The sequence below is a fragment of the Pseudomonas lactucae genome (assembly GCF_016937615.1).
GTDB lineage: Bacteria > Pseudomonadota > Gammaproteobacteria > Pseudomonadales > Pseudomonadaceae > Aquipseudomonas > Aquipseudomonas lactucae.
Window position 1 is genome coordinate 1 of sequence record NZ_JAFHKI010000172.1, and the last position, 14,795, is coordinate 14,795.

9 protein-coding genes and 3 pseudogenes are annotated in these 14,795 nt (G+C 62.8%); 6 read left to right on the forward strand and 6 right to left on the reverse strand.

Going from position 1 to position 14,795, the window contains the following annotated elements; translation table 11 throughout:
* Positions 1-75: 75 nt before the first annotated feature.
* The gene (gudD, locus tag JWR98_RS25960) at positions 76-1,401 is read right to left on the reverse strand and encodes a glucarate dehydratase (RefSeq protein WP_205491585.1); all 1,326 of its coding nucleotides are present in this window, start codon (positions 1,399-1,401) and stop codon (positions 76-78) included.
* Positions 1,402-1,420: 19 nt separating this feature from the next.
* Positions 1,421-2,782 (reverse strand): MFS transporter, encoded by a 1,362-nt coding sequence (locus tag JWR98_RS25965; RefSeq protein ID WP_205491591.1) that lies wholly within the window; start codon positions 2,780-2,782, stop codon positions 1,421-1,423.
* A 333-nt stretch (positions 2,783-3,115) separates the two neighbouring features.
* On the opposite strand from JWR98_RS25965, the gene JWR98_RS25970 reads away from it, so the two are divergent.
* The 3 genes and pseudogenes from JWR98_RS25970 to JWR98_RS30370 all read left to right on the forward strand — a co-directional run bounded on the left by JWR98_RS25970 (position 3,116) and on the right by JWR98_RS30370 (position 6,949).
* Entirely contained in the window at positions 3,116-3,826 is a 711-nt protein-coding gene (locus JWR98_RS25970; RefSeq protein ID WP_205491592.1) for a FadR/GntR family transcriptional regulator, read from the forward strand.
* 13 nt (positions 3,827-3,839) lie between these two features.
* Positions 3,840-4,534 (forward strand): annotated as a pseudogene (locus JWR98_RS25975) (tRNA (adenine(22)-N(1))-methyltransferase).
* 358 nt (positions 4,535-4,892) lie between these two features.
* Positions 4,893-6,949 (forward strand): annotated as a pseudogene (locus tag JWR98_RS30370) (methyl-accepting chemotaxis protein).
* Between the two features lie 58 nt (positions 6,950-7,007).
* On the opposite strand, the gene JWR98_RS25985 reads toward JWR98_RS30370, so the two are convergent.
* Positions 7,008-8,129, reverse strand: a complete 1,122-nt coding sequence (locus tag JWR98_RS25985; protein WP_205491593.1) for a lactonase family protein — start codon at positions 8,127-8,129, stop codon at positions 7,008-7,010.
* Positions 8,130-8,255: 126 nt separating this feature from the next.
* Here JWR98_RS25985 and JWR98_RS25990 point away from each other — a divergent pair, with 126 nt between their 5' ends.
* Both JWR98_RS25990 and JWR98_RS25995 read left to right on the forward strand, forming a co-directional pair.
* Entirely contained in the window at positions 8,256-9,131 is an 876-nt protein-coding gene (locus tag JWR98_RS25990) for a hypothetical protein (RefSeq protein ID WP_225908864.1), read from the forward strand.
* A 161-nt stretch (positions 9,132-9,292) separates the two neighbouring features.
* Positions 9,293-11,029 (forward strand): OPT family oligopeptide transporter, encoded by a 1,737-nt coding sequence (locus JWR98_RS25995; RefSeq protein ID WP_078733975.1) that lies wholly within the window; start codon positions 9,293-9,295, stop codon positions 11,027-11,029.
* A gap of 24 nt (positions 11,030-11,053) precedes the next feature.
* On the opposite strand, the gene JWR98_RS26000 is transcribed toward JWR98_RS25995, so the two are convergent.
* The 3 genes from JWR98_RS26000 to JWR98_RS26010 all read right to left on the reverse strand — a co-directional run bounded on the left by JWR98_RS26000 (position 11,054) and on the right by JWR98_RS26010 (position 13,480).
* Positions 11,054-11,680, reverse strand: coding sequence for a glutathione S-transferase family protein (locus JWR98_RS26000; RefSeq protein ID WP_078733974.1), 627 nt, complete (start codon positions 11,678-11,680; stop codon positions 11,054-11,056).
* A 62-nt stretch (positions 11,681-11,742) separates the two neighbouring features.
* The gene (locus JWR98_RS26005) at positions 11,743-12,201 is read right to left on the reverse strand and encodes a VOC family protein (protein WP_205491594.1); all 459 of its coding nucleotides are present in this window, start codon (positions 12,199-12,201) and stop codon (positions 11,743-11,745) included.
* A gap of 22 nt (positions 12,202-12,223) precedes the next feature.
* Positions 12,224-13,480 carry a hypothetical protein gene (locus JWR98_RS26010; protein WP_205491595.1) on the reverse strand — a complete coding sequence of 419 codons (1,257 nt, stop codon included), beginning with the start codon at positions 13,478-13,480 and terminating at the stop codon, positions 12,224-12,226.
* 236 nt (positions 13,481-13,716) lie between these two features.
* Between JWR98_RS26010 and JWR98_RS26015 the strand changes: the two are divergent.
* Positions 13,717-14,795: pseudogene (locus JWR98_RS26015) on the forward strand (pyridoxamine 5'-phosphate oxidase family protein); the annotation flags it as partial.

Genomic DNA, 14,795 nt, shown 5'->3' on the forward strand with positions numbered 1-14,795 from the left:
CGGGAGCAAGCTCCCTCTCCCCACATTGAATCGGGTTTGTTTTGCAGGCCGAGCCGCCCGCACAAACCCGCTTGCTCAGCGCACCAGGCAAGGCTGCTTGTTGTTAAAACGCCAGCCTGGAATCAGGAACTGCATCGCCACGCTGTCATCCCGCGCGCCGAGGCCCATGCCTTGGTACAGCTCGTGAGCCTTGGCCACGGCGTCCATGTCGATGTCCACGCCCAGGCCCGGTCTGGCCGGTACCTTCACGTAACCGCCTTCGATTTTCAGTGGTTCGCGGGTCAGGCGTTGGCCGTCCTGCCAGATCCAGTGGGTGTCGATGGCGGTGATGTCGCCCGGCGCGGCGGCGGCCACCTGGGTAAACATCGCCAGGGAAATATCGAAGTGGTTGTTGGAGTGCGAGCCCCAGGTCAGGCCCCATTCATGACACATCTGCGCCACGCGTACCGAGCCTTGCATGGTCCAGAAGTGCGGGTCGGCCAGCGGAATGTCCACCGATTGCAGCTGGATCGCGTGGCCCATTTCGCGCCAGTCGGTGGCGATCATGTTGGTGGCGGTCTTGAGGCCCGTGGCGCGGCGGAATTCGGCCATGACTTCGCGGCCCGAGTAACCGTTTTCGGCGCCGCACGGGTCTTCGGCGTAGGCGAGCACGTGATGCTGGTCGCGGCACAGGCGGATGGCTTCCTTGAGCGACCAGGCACCATTCGGGTCGAGGGTGATACGTGCATCGGGGAAGCGCTCGGCCAGGGCGGTGACCGCTTCGATTTCCGCGTCGCCGCTCAGCACGCCGCCTTTGAGCTTGAAGTCATTGAAGCCGTACCTGGCTTTGGCGGCTTCAGCCAGGCGCACCACGGCCTCGGGGGTGAGGGCGGTTTCATGGCGCAGGCGGAACCAGTCATCGTCCGCGTCGGCTTCGTTACGGTAGGCCAGGTCGGTGGCGTTGCGGTCGCCGACATAAAACAGGTAACCGAGCATTTTCACCGCATCGCGCTGCTGGCCTTCACCGAGCAGGGCCGCCACTGGTACTTCGAGGAACTGCCCCAGCAGGTCGAGCAGCGCGGCTTCCATCGCGGTGACGGCGTGGATGGTGATGCGCAGGTCAAAGGTCTGCTGGCCGCGCCCGGCCGCGTCGCGCGAGGCAAAGGTGCTGCGCATCTGGTTGAGGATGCGCTGGTAGTGGCCGATCGGCTGGCCGATCACCAGGCTGCGTGCGTCTTCCAGGGTTTCGCGGATGCGCTCGCCGCCGGGCACTTCGCCCACGCCGGTGTTGCCGCAGCTGTCCTTGAGGATGACGATATTGCGCGTGAAATAAGGCCCGTGGGCGCCGCTGAGGTTGAGCAGCATGCTGTCGTGGCCGGCGACGGGAATGACCTGCAAGTGCGTGACAACTGGAGTATTCATGGCAAGTTTCCTTAAGTGCTCAAAGAGGTTTGCTGGCGGCGGCGCCGGTGGGCGCCGTGCTTGACGAATGCACTGCGGCAGAGGGCGCGGTCCTGGCGAAAAACACCAGGATCGCCGCCAGTACCGAGGTGCCGGCCAGGCCGTAGAGGCCGCCCTGGATCGAACCGGTGGTCTGTTCCAGGAAGCCGAAAGTGGTCGGTGCGACGAAGCCGCCGAGGTTGCCGATGGAGTTGATCAGCGCGATCACCGCCGCCGCGATGCGCACATCCAGGTAGCCCTGGGGGATCGGCCAGAACAGCGAAGACGCCGACTTGAAACCGATGGCCGCAAAGCAGATCGCCACGAACGCGAAAATGGGCCCGCCGGTGGTGGACATGAACATGCCCGCCGCCGCAATCAACAAGGCTGCCGCCACCCAGGCCTGCTGGAACTTGAACTTGCCCGACAGCGACGCGAAGGCATACATGGCGATGATCGAGATCAGCCACGGGATCGAGTTGAAGAAACCCACCTGCACGTCGCTCAAGTCGCCCATCTTCTTGATGATGCTCGGCAGCCAGAAAGTCGCCGCGTAAATGGTCAACTGGATGCAGAAGTACAGCGCGCAAAACAGCAGGATCTGACGGTCCTTGAGCAGCTTGCCAAGGGTTGGCTTGACGCTGGTCAGCGCCTCGCGCTGGCGTTGTTCCTCGTCGATGGCGTCGACCAGTGCGTCCTGTTCTTCGCGGGTCATCCATTTGGCGTCGTGGGGTTTGGAGTCGAGCCAGAACCACACAAAAAAGCCGATCACCACCGAGGCCAGGCCTTCGAGGGCGAACATCCATTGCCAGCCGTGCAAACCAAAGCCTTCGATCTGCAACAGCGCCCCCGACAGCGGGCCCGAGATCAACGACGCCACTGCCGAGCCGCTGAGGAAAATCGCAATGGCCTTGCCGCGCTCCACGCCCGGCAACCAACGGGTGAAGTAGTAGATCACCCCAGGGAAGAAACCGGCCTCGGCCACGCCCAGCAGAAAGCGCAGGATGTAGAAGTGGGTTTCGTTCTGGATGAAGGCCATCATCGTCGCGACGATGCCCCAGGTGAACATGATGCGGGTCAACCAGATACGCGCGCCGACCTTCTGCAGCAGCATGTTGGAGGGCACTTCGAAGAGCGCATAACCGATGAAGAACAGCCCGGCACCGAAGCCATAGGCCGCCGCGCCGATGCCCAGGTCATGCTCCATGTGCGTGCGCACAAAGCCGATATTGACCCGGTCGATGTAATTGAGGATGAACATGATCACGAACAGTGGGAGCACATGGCCCTTCACTTTGCGCACGGCGCGTGCGAGGACCGGATCACTGTTTGGAGCGGTAGCTGCGTGGATTGAATTAGTCACAATTCAAAACTCCCCCTGGATTATTTTTATGCGGGTTTGTACGTTTTGTTGATAGACATCATACAAGTCATTTTCCAGGAGCCGCAATCCGGGCTGAGTGTTTTTATTTTATAAGGCGGTTGTTTGGCTGGATATTTTGGTTATTTGCCAGTATTTATTGGGTTTTATGGCGAGGCTAGACGATTTTTTATTGGGTGTGATGGCTTTGGTGCTGACCGCCAGGAAGGATTCGTAGATTGGTTGTCATACAAGTTGGAGCTTTACTAAATCCCCAGCGATGTCACCGATCAGAGTGTTAAGCTCCCTCCAGCCCAGCCCCGTGGACTTGCCGCAATGCCCAATGAAAGCCCGTCGCCCATGCGTAAGCGTTCCAGCAACCTGGCCCAAGGCGTGCTCGACGACCTGACCCAGCGCATCCTGCTCGGGCAGTTGAAACCCGGTGAAAAATTGCCGTCCGAATCCACCATCGTGCTTGAACACGGCGTCAGCCGGACGGTGGTGCGCGAGGCGCTGTCCAAGTTACAGGCCTCGGGGTTGGTGGAGACGCGCCACGGCATCGGCACCTTCGTGCTGGAGCCGCGTGCCCAACAAGGTTTGCGCCTGCATGTGGACACGGTCGCCAGCGTGCGCAACATGCTCGAGTTGCGCCTGGGCCTGGAGGTACAAGCGGTGGCACTGGCCGCGCTGCGCCGCAGCGATACGCAGCTGGCCCACATGCGCCAGGCGCTGGATGATTACCAGGCTTCCCTGGCCAACAACGACAGTTGCGTGGACGAGGACAAGCGCTTTCACCAATTGATCGCCGAGGCCACCGGCAATACGTTTTTCAGCGAAATCATGCAGCACCTGGGCAATGCGATGATTCCGCGTACCCAGGTCAAGGGCGCCGAACGCGGCGGTGCGGACTTTGCCAAGCTTGGGCAATTGGCGAACCTGGAGCATGAGGCCATTTACAATGCGATCAAACGCCAGGACCCGGACGCCGCGCGGGCGGCAATGGTGCTGCACCTGACCAACAGCCGGGATCGGTTTTCCGGCGAATGACAAGGACCCGAGGTTGAACGAACACACATTGTCCCAGCGTCTGGAGCGCGTGGCGGCGTATGTCCCGAACGGCGCGCGCCTGGCCGACATCGGCTCGGACCACGCCTACCTGCCGGTGGCGTTGTTGCGCCGTGGCGTGATCGAGGCGGCCGTGGCGGGGGAGGTGGCCGCCACGCCGTTCCAGGCGGCCGAGCGTACCGTGCGGGACAACGGCCTGGAACCGCAGATCACCGTGCGCCTGGCGGATGGCTTGTCAGCCATCGGCGCCGACGACCGCATCAGCGTCGTCAGCCTGTGCGGCATGGGCGGCGAGACGATCCGCGACATTTTCGAAGCCGGCAAGTCCTACCTGCGCGGCGATGAACGACTGATCCTGCAACCCAATGGTGGCGAGCAACCGCTGCGCGCGTGGTTGATGCGCAACGGCTACCGTATCGTCAGTGAAGACCTGCTGCACGAACAGCGTTTTTACTACGAAATCATCGTCGCGAGCGCTCGGAGCCAGTGGTGTACAGCGCTGAAGAATTGTACTTCGGCCCGCTGCAAATGCAGGCGCGCACGCCGGTCTTCCTGGCCAAGTGGCAGCGCGCGTTGCGCCTCAAGCGCAAGACCCTGGCCGGCTTTGAACTGGCACAACGGACGGTACCCGAGGCGAAGCTGCAAGAGATTGCCCGACAGATTCGGTGGATCACTCAATTGCTGGCTTGATCGCTACGTGCAGGCCAAACAGGGCGTTGCAACCCGCCTCGCGAATCATAAGTCCAGCCTTCAAGTTTGATCGGTTCGTGGCCGATAACGTGGCTGTGATTGAAGATGTTGGGGAAGGCACCTCGGGCAGTCGTCTCCGTCGGTTACAGCAGCCTTGTCGACGCTGAGTGCTTTTGCCCCATTTTCGAGCACGCTCGCGGCTTCGTTAACACACCGCCCGCCCTGTTTCGGGGCTGCGTGCCGGCGGCCCGTATCTTGCTAGTGCCAAGCTAATCAATGACATGGCATTTTGCCGTTAGTCATTTCAAGGCTTGGCCCGCCATTTAATTGCGTGGGTTGTTTTTGGGAGTGGTCGGACATGCACAGCTTGTTATCACCCGGTATCCGCCTGCTCGGACGTTTCGGATTCGCACGTAAATTCCAGATCCTGTTTTTCCTGTTCATGCTGCCCCTGGCCGGTAGCCTGTGGATGATCGGGCAGGACTATCGCGACAAATTAAGCGTGATTTCCAACGAGCAGTCCGGCGTTCGCCAACTGTTGGCCCTGGACACGCTGGACGGGCAACTGACCGCGCAGCGCAACCTGGCCGCGCGCTGGAAGGCAGCGGACATCCTGCACGCCCCGACGCCGGCGGCGAAGGCAGCCATGGACAAGGTCGATGCCAATTTCCCGCTGATCCAGCAAAGCCTGCAAGCCTTGGGCGAGGCACTCAAAGCCCAGAACGCCAGCGCCGACATTCTCGCGCGCTTCGATGCGTTGCAGGCCACGGTCAAGGGCATGGACTCCGAGTCTCTGCGTACCGTGGGCTGGTGGCCGGACGGTTACGACCGTTTCACCTCGGCCCTGAGCGCCATGCAGACCCTGCGCGAGCAGATCACCCTGGACGCCGGCCTGATTCTCGATCCCTGGCTGGAAACCTACATGCTGATGCAGATGGGCACGCAACAGACGCCGGACCTGATCGAGCGCATCGGCCGTATGGCGAGTGTCGGGCAGTCATCCATTGCGTCCGGGCAGTTCACCCTGCAAAGCCGCTTGCAGATGCGCGACCTGCGCAGCCGCATTGGCGACGCGCGCGACCAGCTGGACAAGGCTGCGACGGCGCTCAAAGCCAAGCAATTCGACGGCATGCAACCCTGGACCGCGCAGTACGACAACAGCCTGCAGCTGTTGGATAACGAACTCAAAGTGCTCGATGACGGCGTGTTCGGCGGCAGTATCAAGCTTGACACCGCCAGCTTCGAGCGCAGTGTCGACGCCACGCTCGCCTCGCTCGGCGCGCTGCGCGTGCAGTCGCTCACCTCGCTGGACGCGCGCTTGAGCTACTACCACAACCACGCCAACCAGCGCTTCATTCCCCTGGTTTTGACGTTCAGCCTGCTGGCCTTGGCCGCGCTGTACCTGTTCATGTGCCTGCAAGCCTCCATCCGCCGCAGTGCCAGTGGCATCACCACCCTGGCCGAATCCCTGCGCGACGGGAACCTGTGTGTGGAGGTGGCGGTGCAGGGGCGCGACGAACTGGCCGTCATCAGCACGGCATTGAACGTGGCGGTGGTGCAACTGCGCACCAGCCTGCTCGGGGTCAATCACGAGACTCAGCAGCTCGGCTCTGCCGTGCTCACGCTCAATTCGCAATCGGGCAGCACCCTCACCGAAGTCGAAGACCAGCAACATCAGATCAGCCAGATCGCCGCTGCCGCCACGCAGTTGGCCGCCACGTCCATGGGCGTCGCCAGAAGCTGCGAACAGGCCTCTGGCAGCGCCCAGCAAACCCGGCGCATCGCCGAAGACAGCAGCCGCGACAGCCAGCGCACCACGGCGAGCATCCAGCAGCTTAACCAACGCCTCACCGACACCGCCGAGGCGTTGCAGCAAGTAAGTCAGCAGGGGCAGCAGATTCAGTCGGTGGTCGACACCATTCGCGGCATTGCCGAACAGACCAACCTGCTGGCGCTCAATGCGGCGATTGAGGCGGCGCGTGCCGGTGAGCAGGGCAGGGGCTTTGCGGTGGTGGCCGATGAAGTGCGCAGCCTGTCACAACGCACCCAGGCTTCCACGGCGCAGATCGCCGGCACCGTGGACAGCCTGCGTGCGACTGTCAGCCAGGCGGTCACCCTCATGGGCGCCGCGTGCGAACAAGCCCTCACCGATGCTGAATCCGTCACCGGCCTGGGCGCGCGGTTGGGCGAGATTGCCGGCGCGGTGCAGAACGTCACCGACACGCTGGCGCAAATTGCCACGGCGGTGGAGGAGCAAGCGGCGACGGCGGACGAAGTGAGCGGCAATATCCAGCAGGTCGACCAGGCGGCAGGGCGCTTGCTGGACGGCGCGCGGCAGTCAATCGCGCGGCGGACACCCTGAGCAAGGGCAGCCAGGCGTTGAGCGACAACACCGCGCGGTTTCGTTTGGGCTGAGGGGCAACATCGTCCAAAGAGCGAAAAATCTATGGCGAATTTGCTGTTGTGGTGAGAGTTACTGCGCCTGGGTACGCAACACCTCAATCCACAACGCCCCCTTGCCCGACGCGGCCTGCGCCACCCGTTTCAACGCCCCGTTGGCGCTGACCGCATAGGCACCGACCGTGTCGCTTTTTTCACCCGTCACCAACAGCCACTGCCCGTTGGGCGAAAACGCGATATTGCGTGGCTGTTTCTCGGCCACCGGGTAGTTGTCGAGAAAACGCAGGCCGCCTGTGGTCGTGTCCACCGCAAACGCCGACACCGAACTGCTGGTGCGTTCACTCATCAGCAGCAACTTGCCATCCGGCGACAGGCGCAGGTCGGCCGCCCAGATCCGTGGCGTCGGGTCGTCCTTCAAATCATTGTTACGCGCGTCGCGCACTTCGCCGTGGGCCAGGTTCAAGCGCGCGGGGATGCCGTTGGCCACGCCGATCTGGGTCAGCGCACCGGTGCTGCCGTCGATGGCGAACGCGGTCACGGTGCCGCTCATTTCGCCGACTACATACAGGTATTTGCCATTGGCCGAAAACGCCAGGTGCCGAGGGCCGGTATTGGCCGGCACGCTCACGAAGCCCGTGCCGATCGGCGTGAGTGCGCCGGTGTTGGCGTCGAAGCGGTATTGCAGCACATGGTCGGTGCCCAGGTTGCCCGCGTAGGCAAAGCGATTGCTCGGGTCGGTACGCAGCGAGTGCGCGTGCAGGCCGGTCTTGTAGGTGAGGATCGGTTCGGCCTTGTCGACGGGCTGCACGCTGAGCAGGTCGGCACCGTAGGACGCCGCGAGCAGATAACGCCCGGCACGGTCGGTGGCCAGGTAGGCCATGCTGTCGGCCAATGGTGCCTTGGACGTTGGCGTCAGATGCCCGCTGGCCGGGTCAATGCTGAACGCCTGCACCTGAAACGGCTTGACCCGTAACGCGGCAAACAGGGTCTTGCCGTCCGGGCTCAGCGCCATGGGGTTGACCTGATCACCCGCCGTTACCTGCTCGACCAGGCTCAGCGCACCGTTGCTTTCGTCGAGGCGGTATTGGGAAATCAAACCATCGCCGGGGCTGGAGATGTAGGCAAAGGTGGCGGCACTGGCGTGTGCGCCGAGGCCGCAGGCAATGGCAGCGGCCAGGATGAGGGGCTTATTCATGAGCGAACCTTTATTGTTTTGATTGTAGTCAGTCATCGTATGACTATGCATGGATCTCGGCAATGGGTGTTTGGTCGGCTCACTTACTTCTTCATGTTGGTGCCTCACACGGGCATGATGCGGGCCATGAACGACGATCCCAACGCACGCTACTGGCGCTTCTATACACCTGATCCCGGCATTGGCCCGCGCGAACAGGCGCCGATACTCGCCCAGGAACTGGCCTGGGCCTGTGAGCATGCGAGCGGGCACCGCTTCAACTGGATCGCCGTGTTAACGCCGCCGTTGTGCTTCGGACTCTACCTGCCGAGCCTGGTGTTTTTACTCAGCCTGTTGCTGTATCGCGGCGTGTTCGAGGCGGGGTTGGACGTCGACCGCCTCATCGGTGACTCGTTTGGCTGGCAGGCGCTGGCGGGAGTGGTATTCACCGTCGCCTGGGCGCTGCGTAACTACCGGCGCGATACCCATGACCCGATCAACCTTTACTGGCAGGCCATGCCGGACCAGGGCGTGGTCGAGCTGGAACGCCACACCCTGGTGTCGGCCACCAGCCTGTGGGCTTCGGATTTCGATCCGGACTGCAACGCCCTCATGCAATGGAAAAACGGCCGTCTTGAACGCACCCAGAGCAGCGGGGTGTCGCAATGGATCATCGCCATGACCACGGCGGGGCACTGGCTGGTGATCCGTGACGAATACCCCGGCGACTTCACCTACAACCGGGTCGGGCACATGCCGCCAGCGGACAGACAACTGCAACCCTGCCAGCACCTGGCGATTGCCTTTGCGCCCCGCACCAACCTGGTACTGGGCCGACGGTTTGACGGCGAGCCGATACCCCTGGCCCACACTGACTATTGGCTGTCGGCCGATGAACTCAAGCGCCTGACCGACGTTGCGCATCACTGGCGGTTCTTCCCGCCGGACCGCTATGGCGTGGTGAATACCCAGGACGCGCCGTGGGTGCAGCGGCTGTTGGAGAAGGCAAACGGGTACCTGTAGTGAGCGGGCTTGCCCCGCGCCGCTCACCCCAAAAGCCCTGCTCCTCACAAAAAGCCACTTCACCACAAAAGCGGGTGCGTCAGCGGCTGGCACAGGAACCTTTCGCGCCCCACAGGGCTCACTTGTCAGGTCACCCTGTTTCATCGCCGAAAGGAATTCGCATGCTTTCAGCCTCGCCAGCCATTGCCCGGCACGCCCCCGTCGAACGCGAACTCAGCCTGCGCGCCGTCATCATGGGGACGCTGCTCGGCATTCTGCTCACCCCTTCCAACGTGTACGCCGGCCTGAAGATCGGCTGGTCGTTCAACATGTCGATCATTGCTCTGTTGGTGGGGTATGCGATCTTCCAGGGCCTGGCCAAGCGTGCGTCCGGGCAACTGCCGTGGACGCTGCATGAAAGCAATATCAACCAGACAGTCGCTTCGGCCGCCGCTTCGATCATCTCCGGCGGGTTGGTCGCGCCGATCCCGGCCTACACCCTGCTGACCGGTCACCAACTGGACGCGCTGCCGATGATCGCCTGGGTGTTTTCGGTGAGTTTCCTGGGCATTTGGATCGCCTGGTACCTGCGGCCGTCGCTCCTCAATGACAAGGCGCTGAAATTCCCCGAAGGCATGGCCACTCTGGAAACCCTGCTGCATATCTATAACCACGGCCGCGAAGCTGCGACACGCCTTAAGGTGTTGCTCAGCGCCGCGTTGGTGTCCGGTTTGGTGAAGTGGGTGGATACCTTTATGTGGGCCTTCCCGCGTTGGTCACCGACGACCCATTTGGAACGCCTGACCTTTACCGCCGACCCTTCGCTGCTGTTGCTGGGGTTTGGCGGCATCATCGGCATCCGCGTCGGCCTCACGCTGTTGCTCGGCGCTTTGCTCGCCTGGGGCGGCCTGGCCCCGTGGCTGCTGGCGCACGGTCTGGTGATGTTGCCGGCCGACAGCAGCGGCCCGCAGTTCGCCGCTTTGGTGGAGTGGCTGCTGTGGCCGGGCGTGAGCCTGATGGTGTGCTCCACGTTGGCGTCGTTGACGATCCGTCTGTGGGCGTTGCGCTCCTCCACCAGGGCCGGCGGTGGTGCCATCTGGACCCTGCCAAAACCTGGGCCTGCCGCGGGCTTCGTGTTGTCGATTGCCTTCGTGGTGAGCCTGCAGGCGCTGTTGTTCGGCATCAACCTGTGGATGGCGTTATTGACCATCCCCTTGGCGATTTGCCTGGCCGCCGTGGCCGCCCGAGTAGTGGGAGCCACCGGCATTCCGCCGATTGGCGCCATCGGGCAATTGTCCCAACTGAGTTTCGGCATCGTCGCGCCCGGCCAGGTGCCGATCAACCTGATGAGCGCCAACACCGCCGGCGGCTCGGCCGGGCAGTGCACCGACCTGATGAACGACTTCAAGGTAGGCAAGGCGATTGGCGCCACGCCGCACAAGCAGGTGATCGCGCAGATTCTGGGGATTTTCATCGGTAGCATCGTCGGCGTATTCGCCTACCTGGCGCTGATTCCCGATCCGCAGTCCATGCTGCTCACCGAGCAATGGCCGGCCCCGGCAGTGGCGACCTGGAAAGCCGTGGCGCAAACCCTCACCCATGGGCTGGATTCGTTGTCGCTGAGTATCCGCTGGGCGATTGCCATTGGCGCGATGCTAGGCGTGCTGTTGGGGGTGTTTGACAGCCTGTTGCCCGCGCATCGCTCCCGTTACCTGCCCAGTGCCGCCGCACTGGGGCTGGCCTTTGTGTTGCCGGCGTCGGTATCGCTGATGATGGCGCTGGGCGCGATACTGACCTGGCTGGTGAGCTGCCGCTGGCCGAGCCTCACCGAGCGCTTCGCGATTACCGCAGCGGCGGGGTTGATTGCCGGGGAGAGCATTACCGGGGTAGGGGCGTCGTTGTGGCAGATGCTCCGATAGCAGCCACCATTGAGTGCCTGTTATCTACTTGGCAAACGCATACTCGCCACCCTGTTCCAGCGCCTGGCGATACGCCGGCCGTGCCTGGAACCGCTGCACCCACGCCGCCAGGTGCGGGTAGGCCTGCAGCTTGCCCTGGGCCTTGGCGATTTCGCCGATAAAGCTCATCTGGATATCCGCGCCGCTCAGCTCATCGCCCAAAAGGTACGGCGTCGTTGCCAGCGCGTCGTTGAGATAACCGAGGTAGTTGGCCACTTCCGATTCAATCCGCGGATGCAACGGCGCACCGGCATCACCCAGTCGCCCCACGTACAGGTTGAGCATCAGCGGCAGCATGGCCGAGCCTTCGGCGAAGTGCAGCCACTGCACGTACTGATCGTAGTCCGCGCTCGCCGGGTCCGGTTGCAGACGGCCTGCGCCATGGCGGCGGATCAGGTAGTCGACGATGGCGCCGGACTCGATCACCACCTTGCCTGCGTCTTCGATCACCGGCGACTTGCCCAGCGCATTGATCGCCTTGAGTTCAGGCGGTGCGAGGTTGGTCTTCGGGTCGCGTTGGTAGCGCTTGATTTCGTAGGGCAGGCCAAGCTCTTCGAGCAGCCAGAGGATGCGCTGCGAACGTGAGTTGTTGAGGTGGTGAACAATGATCATGGGAACTCCGACGGGCAAGGGGTAGGTGTAGCAACAGACTGCTGTGCGGGCGCAGAGTGCCCTCAATCGGCAAACGCCGCCTCGATGAAAACCTCCAGGCCTTTTTCTTCCAGAATCTCGATGGAGAAATGCCCAAAGCGCTTGGGCAGCCAGATAATGCGCCCGCCGGCCGGCGTTTGCAGGTTTGCCTTCGCCAGTGGCCGGCCGTTCTCATCTTCGGGTTGCACGCCCGAGGCCATCAGTTCGTCATAGGCGACCTCAATGTCCGGCGTCGTGTAGCAATGGCGATAAATCATGCCTTCGCCATGGGCATCCAACAGCTCCCGCAGGTTGCCCGCGATCGGCTGAACCAGCATGAAGCGCTCCTGGCCCATCAGCGCCACGGCATAACGCACATGCAGGCCGTCACGGTCCCAGACGAACGTCTTGGAAATACGCGCCTTGAGGATTTGCGCGTAGTAGGCGCAGGCCTCTTCAAGGTTGGCGACCAGTACGTCGACGTGACTGAATTTCAGGTCCATGGCGTGCCTCCTGTTGGGCCGACTAACGTACTACATCGACAGCGGTGTATTCATTCTCATAATGGGTCTGGCCCGACGTCGACTGCAGTGTCAGCGCCACGCCCAGGTCCTCGATGAACGCACGCTCCGTTTTGTAGTCGCCCTGGTCACACGTCAGCTTGATGGCGTCGCCGGTCAGCGAGGCAAATACCTGGCGCGCCGGGAAGCGCTCGCCGATCTTGCAGTTCATGCTGGTTTCGACCGGTGTATCGGTTGGTTTGCCTGGCACATTCACCATGTGCAGGCGTGTACTGAGTGTCTGGCCGGCGGCCCATTGGGCCGGCAGGCTCAGCTCGACATCGCGGGTTTGCAGTACTCGCCCATCGCCGACCCCGTTCATCTTGGACTTCAGCTGGATCAGATCGGCCTGCACCAGCCGATCGACGTTGAACGTGCTGCCGTACACCTCGTTCTTCTTCAGCAAGCCACCTTCGGCGGTGAAGGTGACTGAGGTCGGGCTGTCCTTGCCGTCGCCTTTCTTGGACAGGTAGGTGTAGCTCAACGTCTTGAACTTGGGTTGCAGCAGCGGTGAGTCGAGGCGCTGGAGCACGCCGGCCGGTACCTCGACATCGTTGATGCTGGTTTCTATCACGGTGCGTGGGTAGTCGACCGGCGCGATGTCCGGGCGCAGCCAGGCCAGCAGCGCGGCGTCGACGCCGCCTTGCAGCGAGCAACTGATACGGGTGTGCGTGCCTTGCTTGCCTTCCGGTTCCACGATCAGCACGCGCTCCACATGACGCAGGCCCGGCGCCTTGCCTGGCTGGGGCTTGATCGCTTGCCAGCGGTCGCCGACCTTGAGGTCGCTGCGCGTGTAATCCCCGTCGCCTTTTTGCAAGCGTGCGGGCTGGTCCAACAGAGGCGCAAGACGCTGGGCCACCTCATCGACATTGCCTTGCACAACAAAGCCCCAGTAATAGTAGAGCCCCAACTGGCCCAGGTCGGACACCTCATCGGCATACGACAACAGCTTCAACCCGGCAACGGGGGGCGCGCTGACCGGCACCTGGTTGGCCTTGTGGTCGGCGCGGTTGACCACCGCGATCCACGAGAAATCCTTCTGCTGCTTGAGCGGTGCGTAGGCCAGCCAAGCGTCGCGGTGGGCGTTCAGGCTGCTGAAGAAACTGGCGTCGCAACGGGCAAACGCCTTGAGCGTATCGACCCGCGCGGCGTCGTCGGCATGCGCGATGGTGGGCAGCAACAGCGCGGCAGCGAGGAGGAGGGCGGAGGTGGACGACTTCATGGCGTGGGATTTCCTTATCGGGTCAGAGGGTGGGCATTATCCAGATATTGGCTAGTGTCCTGAAGAATCATGCAAAAATCTGCTCGATCGCCTGGCTATTCAATCACGCCGACATCCTTTCAGGCACTGAAACACTGAATTGCCATTCGTGCAGGTTCCGTCCACGACCCGATAGCGCAAAAATCCAACCGCGCGCCGTGCTTGCTTAACCCGAGGCGCGACCGAGGAGAGCACCAATGGACGAGATCTCGACACCGCCGGCCTCACCCTGGCACGAAGGCGAGCTGGCCTTGCAACGCACGGTTGGCGCGGTAGACATGATGGCCGGCGTGGGCCAGCGGCAAATGGCTCGTGACTGGATGCCGGACCAGCACCGCGAATTCTATGGGCAACTGCCCTTTGTGGTGCTGGGCAGTGTGGATCGCCAGGGGGATGTGTGGGCGACCCTGCGCAGCGGGCCGCCGGGCTTCATGCACTCACCCACCCCGCATACCCTGCGGATTACGCTGGCGCCACAGCCCCAGGACCCGGCCCAGGAAGGCTTGGGCGAAGGGGACGCCATCGGCATGCTGGGCATCGAGTTACATACCCGGCGCCGTAACCGCATGAACGGCATTGTGCGTCGGCAACTCAAGCAGGGCGTTGAGATCGAAGTCACCCAGGCCTACGGCAACTGCCCGCGTTATATCAACCTGCGCCAATACCGCGTGGTCGACGAACCGCCCGGCGCGGCCATCGAATTACCCGCCAACGACCCGCTGATTCGACGCCTGGTGACCACGGCGGACTCATTCTACGTGGCCACTTACGTGATCCGTGACGGCCGGACGCAGGTCGATGCATCCCACCGTGGCGGGTTGTCGGGCTTCGTGCGCATGGAGGCGGACGGCAGCCTGACGATTCCGGATTTCTCCGGCAACCTGTTCTTCAACACCCTGGGCAACATTGTGCTGAACCCGCGTGCGGGCCTGACGTTCGTCGACTTTGGCAGCGGTGACTTGCTACAGATGAGCGGCAGCGCCCAGGTGCTGCTGGATGACCCCGAAATCGCCGCGTTCCAGGGCGCCGAGCGGCTGTGGCGGTTTACCCCGCAACGCAGCGTCTACCGCAAGGCCGCGCTCGGGTTGCGCTGGGAGGACCAGGCCGAAGGGGTGTCTCCCAGCTCCTTGATGACGGGTAACTGGTCACAGACCGCCGAACGGCTCAAGGCCCAGGCCCTCAGCGCCCAATGGCGGGCGCTGAGGGTGGCGCGGGTGGTCGATGAGAGTGCCCACATCCGCTCGTTTTACCTGCACGCCGACGACGGTGCCGGGCT

Excerpts from the sequence above, each read along its gene's own strand:
- JWR98_RS25970 (WP_205491592.1), top strand. The coding sequence starts at position 3,116 with ATGCCCAATGAAAGCCCGTCGCCCATGCGTAAGCGTTCCAGCAACCTG.
- JWR98_RS26005 (WP_205491594.1), bottom strand. The coding sequence starts at position 12,201 with ATGGACCTGAAATTCAGTCACGTCGACGTACTGGTCGCCAACCTTGAA.
- JWR98_RS25990 (WP_225908864.1), top strand. The coding sequence starts at position 8,256 with ATGAACGACGATCCCAACGCACGCTACTGGCGCTTCTATACACCTGAT.
- gudD (WP_205491585.1), bottom strand. The coding sequence starts at position 1,401 with ATGAATACTCCAGTTGTCACGCACTTGCAGGTCATTCCCGTCGCCGGC.
- JWR98_RS26010 (WP_205491595.1), bottom strand. The coding sequence starts at position 13,480 with ATGAAGTCGTCCACCTCCGCCCTCCTCCTCGCTGCCGCGCTGTTGCTG.
- JWR98_RS25995 (WP_078733975.1), top strand. The coding sequence starts at position 9,293 with ATGCTTTCAGCCTCGCCAGCCATTGCCCGGCACGCCCCCGTCGAACGC.
- JWR98_RS26000 (WP_078733974.1), bottom strand. The coding sequence starts at position 11,680 with ATGATCATTGTTCACCACCTCAACAACTCACGTTCGCAGCGCATCCTC.
- JWR98_RS25985 (WP_205491593.1), bottom strand. The coding sequence starts at position 8,129 with ATGAATAAGCCCCTCATCCTGGCCGCTGCCATTGCCTGCGGCCTCGGC.